Source organism: Clostridium sp. AF23-6LB (assembly GCF_003461085.1).
GTDB classification, from domain to species: Bacteria; Bacillota; Clostridia; order Lachnospirales; family Lachnospiraceae; genus Coprococcus; species Coprococcus ammoniilyticus.
The window spans coordinates 108,022-129,941 of the sequence record NZ_QTWK01000004.1; the positions used below are offsets into that span (position 1 = coordinate 108,022).

The following is a 21,920-nucleotide window of genomic DNA, read 5'->3' on the forward strand; positions in this document are numbered from 1 at the left end:
ATGATATCAGAATAATGCTGCAATCGCGCCAAGCAGTCCGTAGCTTACAACTCCCACGATCAGTCCTGCAAGTACAACACCACCCATAACGGCAAGTGCACTCTTCTTCCAGTCAAGATCTAAGAAGCTGGCTGCCAGAGTACCCGTCCAGGCTCCTGTACCCGGAAGTGGAACCCCGACAAACAACATCAGTGCGATATAGACTCCGCCGCCTGTTTTCTCAAGCAGCTTCTGTCCGCCTTTTTCGCCCTTCTGAATACACCATGTAAAAAATTTCCCTATATATTTCTTATCTTTTCCCCACATCAGAACCCGTCTGGCGAACCAGTAGATCACCGGAACCGGAAGCATGTTGCCGATCATACAGATGATCAGTGCACGAAATGTCGGTATTCCGAATACCGCTGCATATGGAATCGCACCTCGCAGTTCCACGATCGGAACCATAGATATCAGAAACATGATCAGATATTTTTTAAACATTATTATCTCCTACAATTTCTTTTTTATAGAATGGCTCTGTATTCTCTGTAACCTTTTTTCCAAGTCCGTTATCTGTTCCTGTAAGTGCGATTGGAATACCAAACGCAAGCGGTTTTATCTTTGGAAGAAGGGAATCAAATAAATCTTCTTCATCACCTTCAAAATCAATTGTGATCAGATACTCTTCATCTGAATTTTCTTTTTCCATCATCTGGATATAAGCTGCCTTTACATTTGGACGTTCAGCCAGGAATTTCTTTGCTTCATCCAACATATCAACCGGCATATATTTCGGACTTCTTAAACGGATCTTTGTATTTGCCGGAATTGTATGCTTCTTGATATTCGTATTCTTATGCTCCTCAAGCACACTCTTTCTGCTCTCATCCACTGTCTTTATAAGTGCATCCGGAACCTGCATACCAACTGTGTAGGGATCGATCACGATTCCCTGGATCTGGCCATTGGAATTCAGAACCAGTGGGGCAACCTCTTTATAAGTAAGTGCCATCTTCTCAACTTCTACTTCCTTGATCGCATGCTCGAATTCTTCGTCATTTGTAAAACATGGGAAGAAGTTCTTTCCTGTATTATCTGTGATAACACGGAAATTTACTCTGAATTTTCCATCTCCCATGATCCTTCCCTGATCATCTTTTACCGGTTTTGGATCCAGTGTTGCAGGCAGGATAAATCTCGCCTGTAACAGCTTCTCGATGAAATTCTTCAGATTCTGCTGATTGTTCTCTGCTTTAAATATTTCAATCGCCTCTAACAACGCTTCATTCTTTATCTTATTGCCATTTTCCATGCTTATTTTGCACCTTTCTCCTTTAAACTATCCTTATATTCTTTATATGCAGCTTCTGCTTTCTTACTTTCTTCGCTTCGCTTGGATGCTACCATCTCCGGCATAACATCGACCATTGGTTCCCCAATATACTCTGTCAGCTTCTTAAGGAATTCTCTTCCTCCTTTATAGGTTGCTACCGGAATTGCAACAACTCCCTGCGATGTCATCATTACATACCCTCTTACCACATGATAAAATGGTTTATGCTCATTCGCCTGCTCTCTGATATCTGCAATTGCATAACGCTTCCACCTTCCCGGTATCTTGCAGCAATACAGATATTCCTTATCCAGCTTTGCCGCTGATCCAACAATGCATCTGCACATCATACCGATCAATAATCCCAGAGCAATTGCTGCCAGAAGCAAAATCCTTCCGGTTCCCTTGAATACACTGTCAAATCCCAGAAGTGCTACAACAATAAATAATACGATAGCTGTACCAACAATAAATGCCAGATACCCAACTGTAGTGTATGCCTGATACTGTCCATTCTTATTTTTTTTGCATTTCGAATAATAACTGAACGGTGAATCAATAAGACCAAGGTCAGCTCCACACAACGGACAGTATTTCTGATTCAGTGTCGCATTTGCAGGAATTGACTTCCCACAGTGCGGGCAACGGAAAAACATCTGATTGATAATACCAGACAACAGCAGCATGATAACAAACAGTCCCCATCCGTATATGATCTTTCCAACAAATGTAAATATAAACAGTCCCAGAGTACCGATCATGGGCATAATTACAATACAACCCTTGGCAATTCTTAACTTCATTTCTTCCTCCATCCACAGCAGGATATTTCCTTTGCTATTTTCTATAACAGTTCTGCTGTGGCTATCTTCTTTCTATATTTCAGACCGGTTCAGATCCTAGATCTGCGCAAATGCCTGTTCCAGATCTGCGATCAGATCTTCCGCATCTTCCAGTCCACATGAATAACGGACAAGATCAGGATATACACCGCATGCTGTCAGTTCTTCATCATTCATCTGCCTGTGTGTTGCACTTGCCGGATGCAGACAACAGGTTCTCGCATCCGCTACATGTGTCTCAATCGAACCGAGTTTTAAGTGCTTCATGAATTCTTCCGCTGCTTTTCTTCCACCCTTTACACCGAAGCTTACAACGCCACAGGAGCCGTTTGGCAGATATTTTTCTGCAAGTGCATGATATTTGTCATTTTCCAGCCCGCAGTAATTCACATAAGTAACCTTATCATTCTGTTCCAGATATTTTGCAACTGCGAGTGCATTCTCACAATGACGCTTTACTCTGACATGCAGACTCTCCAGTCCGAGATTCAGGATAAATGCACTCTGCGGAGACTGTACAGAACCGAAATCACGCATCAGCTGTGCAGTTGCCTTTGTGATAAATGCGCCCTCTTTTCCGAACTTCTCTGCATATGTAATTCCATGATAACTGTCATCCGGTGTGGTAAGTCCCGGGAATTTGTCTGCGTATTTCATCCAGTCGAACTTTCCGGCATCTACGATGCATCCACCGACAGCTGCTCCATGTCCGTCCATGTATTTGGTTGTGGAATGAGTTACGATATCTGCTCCCCATTCGATCGGACGACAGTTGATCGGAGTCGGGAATGTATTATCTACAATAAGCGGTACTCCCTGCTCATGCGCTACCTTTGCAAACTTCTCAATATCTAATACGGTCAGAGCCGGATTTGCAATGATCTCACCAAATAATGCCTTGGTATTCGGACGGAACGCTGCACGGATCTCATCTTCAGATGCGTCCGGATCAACAAATGTGAAATCGATTCCCATCTTCTTCATCGTTACCGCAAATAAGTTATAGGTTCCACCATAGATGGAATTTGATGCTACAACATGGTCACCACAATTTGCAATATTAAATACTGCATAGAAGTTTGCTGACTGACCGGAACCGGTAAGCATCGCCGCTGCACCGCCCTCTAACTGACAGATCTTCTTTGCGACCAGATCATTTGTCGGATTCTGAAGTCTGGAATAAAAATATCCATCTGCCTCCAGATCGAATAATTTACCCATATCTTCACTTGTTGCATATTTGAATGTTGTACTCTGATAGATTGGAACCTGACGTGGTTCTCCGTTTCCCGGTTCATAACCTCCCTGTACACATGTTGTATTAATCTTGTATTTACTCATTACATCCTCCTGATAACTATATCTTCTGTGTTTTATGATCTATTCCAAGTTTCTGTATTCATATCCATTATTATTTCCAGTATAAATACCTGTCTTTTCATGTACCATTTAGCACATCAATTCATTATATAAAATTTATCCCGTTCCTGCAAGCACATGTACTCCTACAAAAATTAAAAATCCGTTAAGATTTCCTTATTTTTACGAAAGTGCAAAAATCTCCTTACATAGCTTTCTTCCCGACTGTGTCCGGAAGATCTTCTCATAAGCAGACCGGACTGCTTTGATATGCTCTTTATCCTCATACAGGTTCACAAGGAAATCTGCCTCTACCAGTATCTGATAATCCATTCCGTCAATATTGGAATAGGTATGGTGATGTCCGACCAGATAACATACCCGCTCAATAAAGGCGGCATCATCTGTCAATGGAATAAGCAGTTTTTCTGCTTCCGGCGGGCCTTCCTTTTCCTGTGTCTTTCCTGTATTATATCCATATTTCTTTTCTGAGTTCTTTATGCCTATATCATGCACAAGTGCAGCGACTTCCAGGATCTCCAGTTCTTCTCCTGTGACTCCTTCCATCTCCCCAATCAACTTGGCAAAAGAATGAACCTTCAGAAAATGATGGATCCGTCTGGCATCTCCCGCATAATATTCGATCATCTTCTCTTTTACCCGAGATTTCAGCTCCCGGCTTGCAGGAATCGTATCTTCTACATTCTGCTGCAATCTCTCACTCTGCTCTGCTTCTGTACTCTGTTTCTGCTCGGTTTCCATTTCTTTCCTCCTGACTGTCTGCCGACCGTTTTAGTATATTTATTTAACCTGATCTATTTCTGTCTTATTTTCTTTTGTTTTTATCTGTACTCACATCCCCGATTATATATGGTTGCTACAGAATACGCAACTTTTTTCCTGTACGCCCTGTTTATCCAATATTTATGTCTTATCGTCTTCTGCAGATTGTTTTGTATTGTTTTCACTTATAGGTTGTCTTTTCTTTTCATATAGTAGTATAATTTTCAAGTGCAGGTTTTTTTAGGAGGTTTTACAAATGAAAGATAATTCCCGTCCAATCGGCGTATTTGATTCCGGTATTGGCGGTATCAGTGTTTTAAAAGAAATCGTTTCACTGATGCCGGAGGAAAATTATATATATTATGGTGATTCCGCGAATGCTCCATATGGCACACGCCAGATCACTGACATTCAGCATCTAAGCCGGAACTGTGTGGAATTCCTGCTTGAACATGGCGCGAAAGCGATTGTGATCGCATGCAATACTGCAACCAGTGCTGCTGCTGCCATGCTTCGTGCAGACTATCCGGACATCCCTGTGATCGGCATTGAGCCGGCATTAAAACCAGCCGTTCTCTGGAAGGAACATGACCGGATCGCAGTTATGGCTACCCCTATGACATTAAAACAGGATAAGTTTCTATCGCTTATGCATACATACGAAGACCGATCCGTAATCTACCGTGTACCATGTCCAAAGCTGGTTGGCTTTGTGGAAAACGGAGATCTGGACAGTCCGGAGCTTCATGATTATCTGCAGGAGATTCTCTCGCCTTATCTGGAAAAGGGAATCGATGCGATCGTGCTTGGCTGTACGCACTATCCGTTTGTGGAAAAAATGATTCGAACCGTTGTCGGTCCGGATATCAAGATTTTTGTCGGGAGCCACGGAACTGCCGTAGAACTGCGTCGCCGCCTGATCGCCGCAGGCTTAAAGTCAGAATCTGCTGAACAGGGTACAGTCGAGATCTATAACAGTTGTACGACCGATGGGAACGCACATGTTGCCCTCTGCAGGAAGCTGCTGGCATTATAATGTACCGTACGGAAGAAGCTGGAGGCTATCATTCATTTCGCAAATCACTCTCGTTCTATTTCGCAAAAAGATTAACAGGTATCCGGTCTTATATACCCTTTATTTCACAGAACGCTCGCGCTCTATTTTTCACGTAACGGTACTAACCTCACTGCCTTTAGCAGTTCGCTAAGGACCGACGTGAAAAAAGGTCTGTTACATAAAGGTATATAAAACCGGATACCTGTTAATCTTTTTCTATGATCCTGTTAGAGATTGCTGAATTTTTATGAGCATACACATTTAATACAAGTCTCCATCGTAGTATCGTAATAACAGTCCGGTCACGCGGTCATAAGCTGCGAAACCGTCTGAGACACCGTTCAGGTTCAGGCTTGTTTCAGTGAAGGTATTGGATGCCTGATTGACGGTATCCGTCGATAGAATGGCCTTATCCTCTACCTTTTTCCAAGTCTCCGGGAGCAGAAAGATGTCGTCGGAAAGCACCTGTTCGGAAATTCTCTCATTTGCCAGATACTGTTCTGCATCCTCCCCGATAGCCTCATAATAGGCATTATCTACATAGGACAATACACTCAGATACCCGGAATAAATAAAGAATGGATCTTCGCTGTCGATACAGGCAAGATAAGATATAAAGTTTGCCTCATCCTCATAGATATACCCATGCAGATGCGCCAGCTCATGGCAATAGGTTGCCGGATAATTTGTGATATACATATTTGCATTACAGTTTGCTTCCATCGAAAACGGGAAATAATACCCCGCCATATAACTCTGGCTCATCAGCCCGGAAAACATCATATGCTTGACATCCGGATAGTAACCGGACAACCGTGGATACCGGCCGGACAGTTTCTGAAGAGCATTTCGCGCCTGTTCCTGCATATCTCCATCATATGTTATGTATCCGTTTTCATCCCGCTCTACTTTAGTGCTATATTCGTTACACTGCTTTACGATATAATTGCGAAGTGCCTGCAATTCTTCTACCTTATACTGCCGTTCCTCTGTTTCCTCATTTACAGGAAGCGAGGAACAGTGATAATAGATCGTACAGTTTCCGGTCATAATAAGACAGATCGCAACCGTTATATATGCAATAACAAGGTCATAGATCCTGCAAAATCTCCGATATCCCTTATGCTTTCTTATAAAGATCAACAGAATATTCAGGATCAGAAATGCAAGGATCAGCAGGATTGCCGTAACGATCATAAGCTCCCCGATTGAAAAGGAAAACAGATTGCCAAATCTTGCAAATACTGCAACGATAACCGGATTCACATGTTCCGCATACCAGTCGCACCAGTTTTCCCATCCCGTCTTTCCACTGATCCACGGAGCAGCCCACGCTGCTGCATTTATCACTATAACCAGAATTATCCCTGTAAAAAGAAAGGTTCTGTGAATATGCCTTTTTTTCTTCTTTTCCTCTATTACATTCATAATTTTATTCTTCCTGCCAGATAGTGTATTTTTCTGATATGCAGCCTGTCAGATTCTCATACATACAACATCCTTTTCTTTTTTCTATCCATTCAGTATATCATCCCGCTCTGCTTTTTACGACACACTTCACAGATTTATAACAAAAACGCCCTCATAGTTTGACATCTTCTCTGTCTGACGGCAGACCTGTCATTCTTTGAGGGCATTCTGTTTCCTGCTATACTTTTTACTATCGGCACATATTTACGATAAAATCATTTCAGGTCTTCTACCAGTTCGTACAAAGCTTCTGCGGAATTGAAATTATCAGATGTGATCTCATCACTTGGAATGATAACATCGTATTTATCTGCAATCTCTGCAATGATCGTTATGATATCCAGAGATTCCAGTATTCCATCATCTACCAGTGCATCTTCATTTTCAAAGTCAACATTCGGTTTGATCTTCTTTAACATTGCAATAAAATCATTCATAGTTTTATTCTCCTTTATTCTTTGATTCTGCTATCTTTTTTATTTCTTTTCGAAGAAGCGAGCCTTTAAATGTCTTCGGAACTTTCTCGATATAGAATATCTTCTGCGGTAACTTATAGCTTTCAACCTGTTGCTGCATATAGCTCTGGAATGCAGTTTCGTCAAATCCATCCTCTTGCACGATCAGCATAACCGGCAATTCTCCGGTGATCGGATCCTGAACGGAACTGTAAGCACAATCTGCCACACCCGGATACCGGATTGCAACAGTCTCTACCTCTGCCGGCGAGATCTTGCTTCCACCATAGTTGATAACATCATCTGCCCGTCCAACCAGAATAATACTGCCATCTTCATCCATATAGCCAAGATCATTTGTCATAACATATCCATCCACTACCGTTTTCGCAGTAAGCTCCGGATCATTGTAATAGCCCTCCATAACAATCGGACCACCCCAGGCCAGTAAAGCAGGCTGTTTCTCAGATCCATTCTCTATAACATTCCCTTCTTCATCTATAAACCGCACTAGAGAATTGACGGTCGGATATCCGATACAACCATTCTTATTCTGACGGCTGAATTCCAGAATACAGGAGCAGCCAGCTTCCGACGATCCATAAAAATTATAAAGTCTTGTACGTGGAAGATACCGGAGCAGCTTTTCCTTGTCCGTTTCCGGAAGCGGGGCTGATCCCACCTGTATATAATCGATCTGATCGGCATATCCTGCAATCCTGTCATCTGACAAATGAAAGATCATTCCAAGTGTTGCCGGAGAAATTGCCATCGATGTTGCATGGTACTGCTCAAGCATCTTCCAGAGATTGCCTATCATAGCCATACCATTCATCAGACAGACAGTTCCGCCATTAATCATATCCGACTGATACCGTCTTATACCAAAGGAATGATTGAGTGGCATCGGTATGATCTCCACATTCCCCGGTTTCATCTGCGTTCCTTTCATAACATTTCCAGCAATCGCCACATCATTCTTATGATGCATGACAACACCCTTTGAGCTGCCGGTCGTACCCGTTGTGAACAACAGCATTGAACGTGAGTCTGCATTTGGAAGCGGAACATCCAGTTCTTCTGTATTCTCCATCTGTTCCATCAGCTTCTTCGGGGATAACCAGCGAAGTCCATCTGACTCTTTGTTTGAGATCAGCCATTCTGCATCCACCTTATCCCTGATTTCCTGCATACGCTCCGGTGAAGTAGATCGCTCAACAGGAATCACAAGCGCCTGCATATACTGCAAGGCTGAAAACAAAACCATATATTCAATATTCTGTGTGCATCGTAAAATAACATGTGCATTCTTTTTTATACCATTCTGAAGCAGGGCATTTGCCATCTTTCTGATTGCCGTCCAATACTCCGCATATGTCAGATGTTTTTTTAACTCACAGACAGCCAGCGTATCCGGTTGTGTCTCTGCATATTTTTTTATATAATGAAGCACGGTTTCCATATCGATCCTGTTATTTCTCCTTTTTCTTTGTAATCTTTTTTACATTTTTCTTCCATTTTTCCATAAATTTCCGGTCTTCCTCATCCCATACCTTACAGGCATCTTCCCAGCTTACCTTCTGATCCTCAGTCAGAGTTTCCTGCAACTGATACTTCTCCTTCAGATATGCCCCAAGAAAGCTTGTCACCTTTTTTGATCCTGCTATATTCGTATGCTTTGGATTATAGAAATCCGTTTTAAAATCAATATCCATCTCATCAACATACTGATTTAGATCCAGGCAGTCATAGCCCTGTTCCTCACAATAGGCATCCACAGCCAGCTGCTCCCGGATCTGACTCTCATCCGGTACATACGGTGTCGCTATAAACAGCACCTTTTTCCCCAGTTCCTTTGCCTTTTTCTCGATTGCATCCAGAGTATCCTTAGACGCCTGTGACAGTTCAAGGCTCTGATCCGTTGTATAATCCGGTTTTTTGTTTTTGAGATTCGTGATCGTTGATTTTGGTCTTGCAAATTTATCATCACTGGATGGATTGTTCAGACGATTGATCATAAATTCCCGGTCAAATTCCAGCAGGTTATTATGATATTTTAATATCTGAAACATCATTTCTGCTTTCTTCACACAGCTTCCACCATGTATAGACTGAATTGCCTGCAACCTTGTTATGGATGGATTCATGCCGGATATAAGCAGTTCAAACCAATAGTCCCGTTCTTCCTGGCTGTGATCATCATTTGTATTTCTGGCGATCATGGTTCTGACCTCGATAACAAACACGTCCACGTTCTGACTTTTTACCGCTTCTTCCATAATATATGGTGCCATATTCAGATCCTGGATCGAGCTAGCCAGCATAGCCGAGGTAAAATCCTGTTCCTCATATGCCTGTGGCGGATTCCAATAACGGAATATCGCACTGGATCCGATCATCAATACATTGACCGTATCCTTTTCTTCCGCGTAATACTCTGCCCATGCCTCTGCGTCACTCTCATCCGGTCTGGCAAACTGTCCGACCTTCGATATAGAATATAACAATATGACAAAAAACAGTAGGATTGAAATTACTTTTTTTATGATTGCCAAAACCTTTTTCTTTCCTGTTTTCATGTTTTGTTCTCCTACCCTTAAAACTGTTCATAGATGAATGCGATCTGACTGCCGGAACCATATACACCAAACGTCAATACACATAAAATTCCAACGATCAGAACCAGCCAGCGCAGCCAGAGATTCTGACGTAGCAGCCAGCTTCTGATATCCTCTTTGATCCCCATCTGCTCCCGGATCTCCTGTGCAACTGATACACATAACAGGATCAGACAACCAATCAGGATCAGTCCCCATTCCCGCTGGGACAAAGCAAATGTATTTATAATGTCATAAAATGTACCACGGTCAACCACACAGGAAGCTATCATATGGAAGGAAGCACGAATTCCACTTCCCATAAAAATGATACGTCCGATCACGCATAATAAAAATGTCCGAAGCATCCGGAATATATTCCAGCTTATACAGTTTGTCCGTATATTCAGTTTCTCTGTTAATTTAGCAACCGGCTGCTCAAATAATGTCGATAAGCAGATCAGAATTCCGTGAAACAGTCCCCAGCCGATATAATTCCACTTTGCCCCATGCCAGAGTCCGGTCAGAATCCATACGCACAGGATTGGTACACAAGAGGCAAATCCGGTTCCTATGGCATTTCCCAGATATTTCCGCACCTTGGTATTCCATTTCAACAGGATCTTTGAAGTCGATACCGGATAGAATACATATTCTCTGAAGAACGCTCCGAGTGAAATATGCCATCTTCTCCAGAACTCCGGCAACGTCTGGGAAAAATATGGCCGCCTGAAATTTTCTCCAAGCGTAATGCCAAAGCACTCCGACGCACCACGTACGATATCCATGCATCCGGAGAAATCACAGTAAATCTGGATGGAATACATAACCGCCGCCAGAAAGAAGATCATACCTTCATACTGATCAGAATGTTTAAATACTTCTGTCACAAATGGACTGATACGGTCTGCCATCACCATTTTCTTAAGTGCTCCCCACAGAATCAACCATGTACCTTTTATCACCGTATCATAATCAAACTTATGCTTTTCCCATAGTTGATGCGCAACCAGTTCATATCGCGCAATCGGTCCCTGCGTAATATGTGGAAAATATAATACATACGACAGATATTTCAGAAAATTCTTCTGTGCATGGATCCTTCCGTTATAGACATCAACCAGATAAGAGATCATCATAAAGGAATAAAAAGAAACTCCAAGCGGTGCAGGGAAATGCCAATCCGGAATCCGCTGTATCGCTTCGTATGGAAGAAAACGTTTGATGTTCTCGATGGCAAATCCTGTCACCTTGAATACAATAAGCGCACCTATTACGATCAGCAATGCCAGCACCAGATATTTCTTTCGTTTCTTTTTCTGTGCTGTTTTTATCTTTCTTGCAGCTCTCTTATCTGCATCCAGAAGCAGCCGGTCCTGTTCCTCCAGATTTTTCTCCATCAACATTGTCAACGGATATACCAGAAATGCAGTTCCAACTACGATCAGCAGATCATCAATCCCACTATAAGCATAGAAAACCACACTTGCGGCAAGGAGCACCCACCACTGGATTTTCTTTGGTACTATATAATATATTAAAACTGTAAATGCTAAGAATACTATAAATATGTATGATACGACAGACATGCCTTCTCTCCATTTCTTTCTCTTTGTTTCACGCCTGTTTCTGTATGGCTTTTTTTACACCGTACTGAATGCGCTCCAGTATTTTAATAACAATGTGCAAATTATCGACATTACAAGAATAATGATAAGGGAAATCTTCCAGCCTTCCCGGAACATATACTTTGGTTCCAGTCCATATCCCACCGGAATCGCACGGATCGACGTTGGCAGCATATAAGACAGGTTCACACCAATGGATGCTACATATATATACGGAATCGGATTCAGCCCACATCCCTGTGTGATTGAGATCACAAGTGGAATCGCAACCGCTGCCGTAGCTGTATTTGAGGTCACATCCGACAACAGTAGTGTTGCAGTCAGAATGATCAGGATCGTTACAAAACCACCCTTCATATCAAGGGAAGAAATCACTTCTCCAAGTGCTTTTGCAACACCTGTTGCATTGATCAGGCTTCCAAGTGCCAGACCTCCGGCAAATATATACATCAGATCCCAGACGATCTTTCCCTGCACCTGTTTCCAGACCATGATCCGTTTTCCCTCTTTATTTGTAAAAAGAAAGGCGATGATCGCACAGATGATAAATACATATGCAGGCTTTAATCCCGGCAATATATCCTGATAAAGCTGTCTGGTAAATGCCAGACCTGTTGCCACTACAAACAGCACAAGTGCGGATTTTTCTTCAAAGCTCATCTTTGGAAGCTTCCGGTACTGTTCCGCAAAATATTCACTGGAACCACCTAACAGATCTGTCTTCTTTACATCACGAAGAATAAATACTACATTGATCAGCATTAGGATCAGCATAACCGGAAGGAACCGGATAACCCAGGAGGAATACATATATTCTTTTCCGGTCAACTGCTGGATATATTCCACCGTTACCAGATTCATAGCACCACCAAGTGGAGATGCCAGACCACCAAGTCCTGTCGCATAGGCGATCGTCAGCAGGATCTTCGATGCCGTCTTGCTGTTTTTCACGTCATCCATTCCAATATATTTCAGCATAGAAACTGCGATCGGCGTGATCGTTGCGCATACTACTGCATTCGGAAGCACCGCAGATAATACCATTGACAACGCAAACCAGAACACAAGCTGCATTCTAAGACTGTTTCCGATCAGACGCAGAAACGTGATTGCAATTCGTTTGTCCAGTCCTGTATTTTCCCATAATACTGTTATGATCGAAGCTCCAAGCAATAGCAGAATCGTTTCGTCCGCATAATTCGATATTATGGCCTTCATCTCCGCCATAGGAACTACTGCATTGATCGCAATCGGCAAAAACGCCGTTACTGCATAATCTACCGGACCTGTTACCCACCAGTATGCCATCCAGAATACCGTTCCAACTGCTGCCCGTTCTGCAAATGTCGGCAGGACTGCACGCGGTAAAAGAAAGCATGCCAACAGGAATAGAACCGGTCCAAGTAACAAATGAATCAATCGTTTATAATTTCTCATAGAATCCTCCACTCAAGTCCTACTCGATATATTGTTCTTTCTACATAAAAAAAGAACCCTAATATCGGATTATAAAAATCCAATATTAAAGCTCTATTAAAAATTCGACATTCTTCTATTTATTTTTAAGGTTTTGGAATAAAAAATGTGAAAATACTTCCTTTATTCTTTGTACTTTCAACATAAATCCCTCCCCCATATAACTCAGCAATCTTCATTGCCTGTGAAAGTCCCAGACCAAAACCTTCCGCATTACGATCTTTTTCTTCCCGATAAAAGCTTTCAAATATTTTGGATATATTTTCTTTCTCTATTCCACAGCCTTCATCCTGAATACGAATATACGACTTTCCGTCTTTCTCTCCACAGGACACATAGATTTTAGTTCCTTCATTACTATACTTTACAGCATTTGAAAGCAAGTTATTTATAACAATATAGATAAGATTCATATTTGCATGTATGATCGTCGGCTGAAAGGAATATTCAAATGTAATCTGTTTCGTATCAATATATGCTATATCATCACATGCAGATTCAATTACATCCCGAACATCAATATCTTCCATACTGAATGTTGTCCCCTTTCTATCTATTGCAGTCATTTGAAGCAATTGATCAACCAGATTCTTCATACGGTTTGTCTGTCGCTCAAATACCTCTATACTTTTTATTGCTTCTTTATCCTGCTTCTTTTCTGCCACCTCTCTCGACACCTGGCATTGTGCATGCATAACAGCAATAGGCGTACGAAGTTCATGGGATACATTCGCATTAAATTCTTCCTGACGTTCCAACTCCTGCTGCACTCTCTGGTACAAATGATTATTTGCATCTGTTAACATCTGAAGTTCTTTAAAACATCCTTTGTATTCCAGACTATCCGTAAAATCCAGATTCTCCCCGCTCTTTTTTATCGATTCATTCAACTGTCTCATTGGTACAGCGATCAGATATCTTAATAAAAGGGCAAATAAAATAAAAAATACGCCAACAACTCCTATCACCAAATATGACTGATGCCACAGTCCGCGATAATTTTCTTTCACCGCCTGTTCCGACATCATAGCACATACCAGATAAAAACTGTCATCCTCCGTTCCATTCTTCCTTTTTCCTCGTCTGGTTGCTACGTAATAACGCTCTCCCTGAAAGGTTACTTTTGTAAGACTCTGTAATCCGATATCAAGCCCGGTTCTGGAATCATCCGGCATTCTGCCATCAAGAAAACTTCCGTCTCTTGACTGTAAAAACACATATACATTTTCGTTATAAGTATCTTTCTCTTCCAGATCGTAAAAATCGCTTTTTATATACGGATTCTCATTCTCATCAAATCCTATATTTTTTTTTGCACGTTTCACTTCCTGCGCCAGTTCTGTATAAGCCAGATATTTAGTATCCTCTTTGATCAGATTCTTCTGCATCAACAAAAGACATATCGTTCCTGCTGCAATGATAAGTCCACAAACAATAACAGTAAAATTAATAAATGAGATTTTCCTTTTTAACATTCCAGTCTATAACCTACTCCCCGGATCGTATGTATCAGTTTTTCTTCAAAAGGATCATCGATTTTTCTGCGAAGATATCGAATATATACATCAACTACATTTGAATTGATATCATCATCAATGCTCCATATATTTGCACGGATCTGCTCTCTTGTGACAACAATGTTCCTGTTACGCACCAGATATTCCAGAATTGCATATTCCCGGACTGTAAGATCGACAGTCACACCATCCCGGACAACCCGGTGATTATTTGTATCAATCTGTAATGACCCATAATTCAAAATGCTGTCATTACTTATATGTACAGTACGAAGCATTACCCTTAACCTTGCGAGCAATTCCGAAAACTCAAACGGTTTTGTCATATAGTCACTGGCTCCTGCATCCAGTCCCCTGACAATATCCTGCGTTTCGGACTTTGCAGTCAAAAAAAGCACCGGAACCTGTATTCCTTCTGCCCGGATTGTTTTTAAAACCGACATACCATCTTTCTTCGGAATCATAATATCCATTATAGCTCCATCGTAACTTGCCGTCTCCAGATAATCAAGTGCTGCCTGCCCGTCAAAACAGGCATCTACATTGTATCCTTCTTTTGTCAGTTTATTACATATTATATGATTCAGATCCAATTCATCTTCAACAACCAAAATGCGCATGGACACAACCTCCCTATCTTAATATACAATGGCATACCATCATTAAAATAAGATTAAAGGGACTGACACCGAAAAATATTTTCAATGCCAATCCCTTTTATCATGCTTATTTTAGTTGTCACCAGGCATTTACTACCTGTTTATATTACTACTTCTCATTTCTCGCTGTCAATTTCTGACCGTCATAGTCAATGATGATCGCTGACTGGGTGGATACTTCACCTGCAAGGATCATACGGGCAACCAGTGTCTCAACATTCTTCTGAATAAAACGCTTCAATGGTCTTGCACCATAGACCGGATCATAGCCCTGATCGATGATCGCACTCTTAGCCTCATCCGTAAGCTTGATCGTGATCTCCTGTCCAGCCAGACGTTTGTTCAGATCCTTGACCATAAGATCAACGATACTGCCAATATTCTCTTTGCTTAATGACTTGAAGATGATCGTCTCATCGATACGGTTCAGGAACTCCGGACGGAAGTGCTGTTTCAGTTTGTTCATAACTGTCTCCCGTATCTCATCCGTGATCTCGCCACCGCCTTCTGCGATATCCACACCACCGATATTCGATGTCATGATGATGATCGTATTCTTAAAGTCTACCGTTCTGCCCTGTGAGTCCGTGATACGTCCATCATCCAATACCTGTAATAATACATTGAATACATCCGGGTGTGCCTTCTCTACTTCGTCGAACAAGACAACCGAATATGGTTTCCTACGGACTGCCTCGGTAAGCTGTCCGCCTTCATCGTAGCCTACATATCCAGGAGGCGCTCCGATCAGTCTGGATACACTGTATTTCTCCATATATTCACTCATATCGATACGAACCATGTTCTGTTCATTATCAAATAAAGCTTCTGCCAGTGTCTTTGCAAGCTCTGTCTTACCTACACCGGTTGGTCCAAGGAACAGGAATGAGCCGATCGGCTTGCTTGGATCCTTGATTCCTGCTTTGGAACGGATAATCGCATCGCTGACATATTCAACAGCTTCATCCTGACCGACAACCCTCTTATGAAGTTCATCTGCAAGATTCAGTGTCTTACTCTTTTCACTCGCCGTCAGTTTGGCTACCGGAATACCGGTCCACTTGGATACAATCTCCGAAATTTCTTCTTCTGATACGACCTCATGTACCAGCTTTCGTTCTTTCTCCGATGCAGACTGCTCTGCCAGTTCCAGCTCTTTCTGAGCTGCCGGAAGTTTGCCATACTGCAATTCGGCTGCTTTGTTCAGATCGTAATTTCTCTGGGCAACCTGAATATCATTCTTGATCTTCTCGATCTCCTCTTTCAGGTTACGGATCTTCTCAACGCCTGCCTTTTCATTCTCCCATTTGGCTTTCAGGTTATTTGCTTTATCCTTTAATTCTGCAAGCTCTGACTGTATATCCGCCAGTCTCTGCTTACTCAGGTGGTCTTCTTCTTTCTTCAGTGCGGCTTCCTCGATCTCAAGCTGCATGATCTTTCTTGTGATCTCATCGACTTCGGTCGGCATGGAATCCAGCTCCGTCTTGATCATCGCACAGGCTTCATCGACAAGGTCGATCGCTTTATCCGGAAGGAAACGATCTGTAATGTACCGATTGGAAAGTACCGCTGCACTTACCAATGCGCCATCCGAGATCTTAACTCCATGGAACACCTCGTATCTTTCCTTGATACCACGAAGAATGGAGATCGTATCTTCTACCGTCGGTTCATCGATCTGTACCGGCTGAAAACGACGTTCCAGTGCTGCATCCTTTTCAATGTACTGTCTGTATTCGTCAAGTGTCGTTGCACCGATACAATGCAGTTCGCCACGGGCAAGCATAGGCTTTAACATATTGCCTGCATCCATTGCACCATCTGTCTTACCGGCTCCAACGATCGTATGCAGCTCATCAATAAAGAGGATGATCTCACCTTCTGATTTCTTTACTTCATCCAGAACCGTCTTCAGACGTTCCTCAAATTCACCACGATACTTGGCACCGGCAACCAGCGCACCCATATCCAGTGCGAATATCTTCTTATTCTTCAAGCCTTCCGGCACATCACCTCTGACAATACGCTGTGCCAGACCTTCTGCAACCGCTGTCTTACCTACACCGGGTTCACCGATCAGAACCGGGTTATTCTTGGTCTTACGGGAAAGGATCCGGATCACGTTTCGTATCTCAGCATCTCGTCCGATAACCGGATCAATCTTCTGCTCTCTTGCCCGTTCCACCAGATCATATCCGAACTTCTCCATTGCTTCATAGGAATCTTCCGGATTCTCACTGTCTACCTTTTTATTTCCTCTGATATCTGCCAGAGCCTTTAAAAATGTGTTCCGATCAATCGCCCATGTTTTAAGCAATGGCTTCACATCGGAATCGGCTTTTTCAATCAGTCCAAGGAACAGATGCTCAACTGATACAAAGCTGTCTCCCATTTGCTTTGCTTCCTTTTCCGCCTGAATAAGTGCCTTTGAAAAATTATTTCCGGCATACAGATTTCCGCCACTTACCTTTGGCAGTGATGCAAGTTTATCTTCCACCCTATTTACCGCTGCTGTTACATCTATATCGAGTTTTTCAAAAATCTTCGAAATAAGGCTTTCGTCTATCTCAAGCAATCCTGCAAGTAAATGAATCTGTGCAAGCTCCTGATTATCATATTCCAGGGCTTTATCTTTCGCTTTTTCTATTACTTCAAGCGACTTTCTTGTATATTTGTCCATATCCATAATCATTTACCTCCTGACATATAAAAACTACTGTAATTCAAGATACACTTTCATTACAGTAGTTAACATAACACTTTTTGTTAGCACTGTCAATAGGTGAGTGCTAATTATTTTGTTTTATTTTTTCACACACATTTCAGGAATGATCACTGGGTAAAACTCACATCAAAAATCGTACCTCCGGATGGATTAGACCGGACTGTAATTGTCCCATCATGCGCACTTACGATTTCATGAACAAGCGCAAGTCCAAGTCCGACACCACCAAGTTCCCGGCTTCTGGATTTATCCACACGAAAGAACGGTTCAAACACACGCTGCCTGAGTTCCTCCGGGATTCCATTTCCGGTATCCTCTATTGACAGGTAAATATGTTTTTCCTTTTGATATGCGGTCACTGTAACCCGTCCCCCAGAATGATTATATTTTATAGCATTCTCAACAAGATTGTATACCATCCTGTAAATAAGGATATCACTTCCGATCATCCTTATATCCGTGCATTTTCCAATAAGTTTTATATTTTTTTCCTGTGCAAGCGGTTCCAGATCCGCCAATACTTCATCAACAAGAGCATTGACCATTATTACATCGTCTCTCCCCACAGTTTGAAGCTCGCTCATATCCAGAAGGGTTTTTACCATTTTACCGAGTCTGTCATTCTGTTCCGTAACCATCTTTATCGTTTGCTCGGTATCTGCATCATTGCCCGGATGCGGATTGGAATTATATGAATCAAGCTGTATCTGCATTAAAGATAATGGGGTTCGAAGCTCATGTGCCGCATTTGCGGTAAATTGTCTCTGTATATCAAATGCATCCGAGAGACGTTCAAGCATCTTGTTATACGAAACACTCAGTTGGTTCAGTTCTTTAACATTGTTTTCTTCTATTCGTGAATCTGCCAGATTTTGTGCCTGTACCTCTTCAATCTTATCAGAAAACTTACCAATCGGCTTTAGGGCATGTCCACTGATAAAATACGTGGCCACACCACCCAGAAGCGCCAGCAAGGCTGAAATTATCAGGCTGTTTTTTTTGTAGTCTGCCTTGTTATTGTACACCTGAACGGAAAAATCATTTGCAAAATCATCCCAGTTATCCTCCGGAATGCTGATATATATTTCATCCGAAGAGCTTCCGTTATCATCTCCCCTGGCATCAACAGTCTCTTGCAGAGAATCAATATAGTACACACCATTTTTATAAATAAGCATAGTCAGACATCCACATATAAGCGCAATATATAATGTAATTATACATGTAAGTCTCCACTGTAGCGATATTCTTTTCATCTGTCGGCCTCCTCTCGTATTTTATACCCTTCTCCCACCTTGTTCAAAATCGGATCATATCCAAGCACTGCCTTAAGCTTTCTTCTAAGCGAGGACATATGTACTCTGATTGCTCCACTAAAGCTGTCCACGGATGCATCCCAGACATGCTCCATCAATTCTTCCTGACTTACCGGTCTTCCCAGATTGAGAAGCAGATATTCTAAAATACCATTTTCTTTTCTTGTAAGGGAAACCTTTTCCCCTTTTGCATATGCCTCACGTTTTATCGTATCAAAGCTTATCCCGCCGCTTTCCAGACATACATCCTTCTGCACAAATTTTCTTCTTGTCAGACTTCTGATACGTGCTTCAAGTTCCTTTATATGAAATGGTTTTTCCATATAATCATTTGCACCTGCATCCAGTCCCTCAACCTTATCCGCGATCTGTCCTCTTGCAGATAATATAATAACCTTTGTCTCCTCATTTTCCCGTCTGAGTTCTCTTAAGATTTCCATTCCATCCATACCGGGCAGATTCAGATCCAAAACGATCAGATCATAATCCTCCGTAAGGATACATTCAAGAGCCTCTTCCCCATCATAACAGGTATCCACTTCATACCCAACACCATACAGGCTTTTCGCAACCATATCACATATTTGTTTCTCATCTTCAACTATTAATAATCTCAAAAATCTTTCACCTGTTTCTTAACAAAAATTTTACAACAGCTATTGTATAATACCTAAGTCAGCTGGTCAACAAACACAATCAAGAAAGGAGCTGCAATATCTTGAAGTACAGGAAAATATCTCAGATCGTTTTACTCATCACAGGTATAGCAATGATCAGCTATGGTGTAGTCAGAGGTGAAGCGGCTGCCGTGCTCAGCAAAGCAATAAAATTATGTCTGGAGTGTGTAGGAATTGGATAAGAACAAATCAATATCAAAAAAAACAGCCAGAATACGCGGATGGATACAGGCAGCTGCCACGCTGCTTACCAATATTCACATCCCCAATTTATTTAAAGGCAAGATCTATCAGGGCAAAGCGAAAACAATATGCGTACCGGGATTAAACTGTTACTCCTGTCCCGCTGCAACCGGAGCGTGTCCGATCGGGGCATTCCAAGCAGTTGTCGGCTCATTCAAATTTAAATTTTCTTACTACATAACCGGTTTTTTCATTTTACTCGGTGTGATTCTCGGAAGATTTATATGTGGATTTTTGTGTCCATTTGGATGGTTTCAGGATCTGCTTCACAAAATTCCCGGAAAAAAGTTTTCCACAGCCAGGCTGAAACCGTTAAGATACCTGAAATATATCATCCTGATCGTTTTCGTTATACTTCTGCCGATGCTTGTAACGAACTCCATAGGAATGGGTGATCCGTTCTTCTGTAAGTATATTTGCCCACAGGGTGTTTTAGAGGGAGCTATACCACTTTCACTTGGAAATACCGCTATACGGTCTGCTCTCGGAAAGCTTTTTTCTTTTAAGTGCCTTATTTTAATTACGGTTATTATACTGAGTATTTTGTTCTACAGGCCTTTCTGCAAATGGATTTGTCCGCTTGGAGCAATCTATTCATTATTTAACAAGGTCAGCCTTCTGAATATCAAGGTTGAAAGCAGCAAATGTGTCGGATGCGGTAAGTGTTCAAAGGCATGCAAAATGGACGTCGATGTCTGTAAGACTCCGAATCATCCGGAATGCATACGATGCGGAGCATGTATAAAGGCCTGTCCAAAAGACGCGATCTGCTATCAGTTTATGGGAAGACCATGTTCCCAAAAGGGACATAAGCAATCTTCCAAAACCAACGTGTAACAATCAGCCACACTAATATTATCTAAATTATTATTTAAAGGAGCAATTATCTATGAAGACAAAAAAAACATTACTATCTATTATCACTCTCTGTGCAGCATTATCTCTCACGGCATGTAGCGGATCAGGATCTGCCACAACTGAGAGTTCACAAAAAACCCAGACAGAAGCCACCACTGAAGCTGCGGACAATTCCAACACGAAGCTGGATGATTTATATCAGCAGGAGAACCAGATTTTTGCAGATCATGCGGATGTATGGAACAAGGTATTTGGCATGATGAATAAAAGCAGCGCTGATCCAAGCGGAGATTATGCCGATTATCTGGCCGGCACCGTGGAATCAAACAAGGAATCCTTTACAGATGATGAACTGAAAACACTTAACGATGATATTGAAACCATCAGACAGATTGAAAAGCAGATATCCGAAATCGAAAATAATAATACAGGATCAGAAAGCACCGACCAGAACGACAGTTCCGAAGAAATCACACCTTTCAAAAGTTTCTCCGGCAAGGATTTTGATGGTAATTCTGTTGACGAAAGCCTGTTTTCCAATAATGCAGTAACTGTCGTTAATTTCTGGTTTACTGGCTGCAAACCTTGTGTCGCAGAATTATCCAAGCTTAATGAATTAAACGATGCCATCAAATCGATGGGAGGCGAGGTAGTAGGTATCAACACAGAGACCTTTGACGGAAACGAAGATGCTATCAAGGAAGCCGCAGCCATTCTTGACAGTCAGGGTGCCAAATACCGCAATATTTCCATTGACTCTGATTCAAACATAGGTAAATATGCCTCCGACATCATGGCATTTCCTACAACCATACTTGTCGATAGGAATGGTAATATCGTCGGAGATCCTATGCTCGGCGGTATCGATGACCAGAATAACTATGACACTCTTATGAAACAGATCCAATCAGTAATCGATGCTGATAAATAGAATAAATAATCA

At 41.9% G+C, this 21,920-nt stretch carries 20 protein-coding genes; 4 read left to right on the forward strand and 16 right to left on the reverse strand.

Annotated features, from left to right (window positions below; genetic code table 11):
* Nucleotides 1-6: 6 nt before the first annotated feature.
* From DWY07_RS10020 to DWY07_RS10040, 5 genes are all read right to left on the reverse strand, one after another.
* The gene (locus tag DWY07_RS10020; protein WP_117808720.1) at nucleotides 7-483 is read right to left on the reverse strand and encodes a small multi-drug export protein; all 477 of its coding nucleotides are present in this window, start codon (nucleotides 481-483) and stop codon (nucleotides 7-9) included.
* Nucleotides 476-1,294: an enhanced serine sensitivity protein SseB gene (locus tag DWY07_RS10025; protein ID WP_117822941.1), complete on the reverse strand. Its 819-nt coding sequence runs from the start codon at nucleotides 1,292-1,294 to the stop codon at nucleotides 476-478. Before DWY07_RS10025 ends, DWY07_RS10020 begins: the two co-directional genes overlap by 8 nt.
* Nucleotides 1,295-1,296: 2 nt before the next feature.
* On the reverse strand, nucleotides 1,297-2,118 hold the full coding sequence (locus tag DWY07_RS10030; protein ID WP_226801033.1) for a zinc ribbon domain-containing protein: 822 nt from the start codon (nucleotides 2,116-2,118) through the stop codon (nucleotides 1,297-1,299).
* Between the two features lie 96 nt (nucleotides 2,119-2,214).
* Nucleotides 2,215-3,498, reverse strand: coding sequence for an O-acetylhomoserine aminocarboxypropyltransferase/cysteine synthase family protein (locus DWY07_RS10035; RefSeq protein ID WP_117785298.1), 1,284 nt, complete (start codon nucleotides 3,496-3,498; stop codon nucleotides 2,215-2,217).
* 201 nt (nucleotides 3,499-3,699) lie between these two features.
* Nucleotides 3,700-4,164 (reverse strand): HD domain-containing protein, encoded by a 465-nt coding sequence (locus DWY07_RS10040; protein ID WP_117785384.1) that lies wholly within the window; start codon nucleotides 4,162-4,164, stop codon nucleotides 3,700-3,702.
* A gap of 391 nt (nucleotides 4,165-4,555) precedes the next feature.
* Here DWY07_RS10040 and murI point away from each other — a divergent pair, with 391 nt between their 5' ends.
* On the forward strand, nucleotides 4,556-5,335 hold the full coding sequence (murI, locus tag DWY07_RS10045) for a glutamate racemase (RefSeq protein ID WP_117785297.1): 780 nt from the start codon (nucleotides 4,556-4,558) through the stop codon (nucleotides 5,333-5,335).
* A 282-nt stretch (nucleotides 5,336-5,617) separates the two neighbouring features.
* Here the strand turns inward: murI and DWY07_RS10050 are convergent, their stop codons facing one another.
* The 11 genes from DWY07_RS10050 to DWY07_RS10100 all read right to left on the reverse strand — a co-directional run bounded on the left by DWY07_RS10050 (nucleotide 5,618) and on the right by DWY07_RS10100 (nucleotide 19,816).
* Nucleotides 5,618-6,784, reverse strand: a complete 1,167-nt coding sequence (locus DWY07_RS10050) for a DUF3810 domain-containing protein (RefSeq protein WP_117822945.1) — start codon at nucleotides 6,782-6,784, stop codon at nucleotides 5,618-5,620.
* Nucleotides 6,785-7,041: 257 nt separating this feature from the next.
* Nucleotides 7,042-7,263 carry a phosphopantetheine-binding protein gene (locus DWY07_RS10055; RefSeq protein WP_008401081.1) on the reverse strand — a complete coding sequence of 74 codons (222 nt, stop codon included), beginning with the start codon at nucleotides 7,261-7,263 and terminating at the stop codon, nucleotides 7,042-7,044.
* A gap of 4 nt (nucleotides 7,264-7,267) precedes the next feature.
* Nucleotides 7,268-8,743, reverse strand: coding sequence for a class I adenylate-forming enzyme family protein (locus DWY07_RS10060; RefSeq protein WP_117822947.1), 1,476 nt, complete (start codon nucleotides 8,741-8,743; stop codon nucleotides 7,268-7,270).
* Between the two features lie 10 nt (nucleotides 8,744-8,753).
* Entirely contained in the window at nucleotides 8,754-9,860 is a 1,107-nt protein-coding gene (locus DWY07_RS10065; protein ID WP_117808726.1) for a hypothetical protein, read from the reverse strand.
* Nucleotides 9,861-9,877: 17 nt separating this feature from the next.
* A complete protein-coding gene (locus tag DWY07_RS10070) occupies nucleotides 9,878-11,467 on the reverse strand; it encodes an MBOAT family O-acyltransferase (RefSeq protein ID WP_117808727.1) in 1,590 nt (529 codons plus the stop codon).
* A gap of 54 nt (nucleotides 11,468-11,521) precedes the next feature.
* Nucleotides 11,522-12,943: an SLC13 family permease gene (locus DWY07_RS10075; protein WP_117822949.1), complete on the reverse strand. Its 1,422-nt coding sequence runs from the start codon at nucleotides 12,941-12,943 to the stop codon at nucleotides 11,522-11,524.
* 125 nt (nucleotides 12,944-13,068) lie between these two features.
* Entirely contained in the window at nucleotides 13,069-14,457 is a 1,389-nt protein-coding gene (locus DWY07_RS10080) for a HAMP domain-containing sensor histidine kinase (protein ID WP_117822951.1), read from the reverse strand.
* A complete protein-coding gene (locus DWY07_RS10085; RefSeq protein ID WP_021943577.1) occupies nucleotides 14,451-15,119 on the reverse strand; it encodes a response regulator transcription factor in 669 nt (222 codons plus the stop codon). Before DWY07_RS10085 ends, DWY07_RS10080 begins: the two co-directional genes overlap by 7 nt.
* A 148-nt stretch (nucleotides 15,120-15,267) precedes the next feature.
* Complete coding sequence (clpB, locus tag DWY07_RS10090) at nucleotides 15,268-17,844, reverse strand: ATP-dependent chaperone ClpB (protein WP_117822953.1); 2,577 nt, start codon at nucleotides 17,842-17,844, stop codon at nucleotides 15,268-15,270.
* A gap of 146 nt (nucleotides 17,845-17,990) precedes the next feature.
* Nucleotides 17,991-19,139, reverse strand: coding sequence for a HAMP domain-containing sensor histidine kinase (locus tag DWY07_RS10095; protein ID WP_117822955.1), 1,149 nt, complete (start codon nucleotides 19,137-19,139; stop codon nucleotides 17,991-17,993).
* Nucleotides 19,136-19,816, reverse strand: a complete 681-nt coding sequence (locus DWY07_RS10100) for a response regulator transcription factor (RefSeq protein WP_117808733.1) — start codon at nucleotides 19,814-19,816, stop codon at nucleotides 19,136-19,138. Before DWY07_RS10100 ends, DWY07_RS10095 begins: the two co-directional genes overlap by 4 nt.
* Before the next feature lie 98 nt (nucleotides 19,817-19,914).
* Between DWY07_RS10100 and DWY07_RS10105 the strand changes: the two genes are divergently transcribed.
* Genes DWY07_RS10105 through DWY07_RS10115 form a run of 3 tightly spaced genes read left to right on the forward strand, consistent with a single transcriptional unit; the run spans nucleotide 19,915 to nucleotide 21,908 of the window.
* Nucleotides 19,915-20,058, forward strand: coding sequence for a CD1871A family CXXC motif-containing protein (locus tag DWY07_RS10105; protein ID WP_117785383.1), 144 nt, complete (start codon nucleotides 19,915-19,917; stop codon nucleotides 20,056-20,058).
* Nucleotides 20,051-20,956 (forward strand): 4Fe-4S binding protein, encoded by a 906-nt coding sequence (locus DWY07_RS10110; protein WP_117822957.1) that lies wholly within the window; start codon nucleotides 20,051-20,053, stop codon nucleotides 20,954-20,956. The genes DWY07_RS10105 and DWY07_RS10110 overlap by 8 nt, the downstream gene beginning before the upstream one ends.
* Nucleotides 20,957-21,008: 52 nt before the next feature.
* The gene (locus tag DWY07_RS10115; protein WP_117822959.1) at nucleotides 21,009-21,908 is read left to right on the forward strand and encodes a TlpA disulfide reductase family protein; all 900 of its coding nucleotides are present in this window, start codon (nucleotides 21,009-21,011) and stop codon (nucleotides 21,906-21,908) included.
* Nucleotides 21,909-21,920 lie beyond the last annotated feature (12 nt).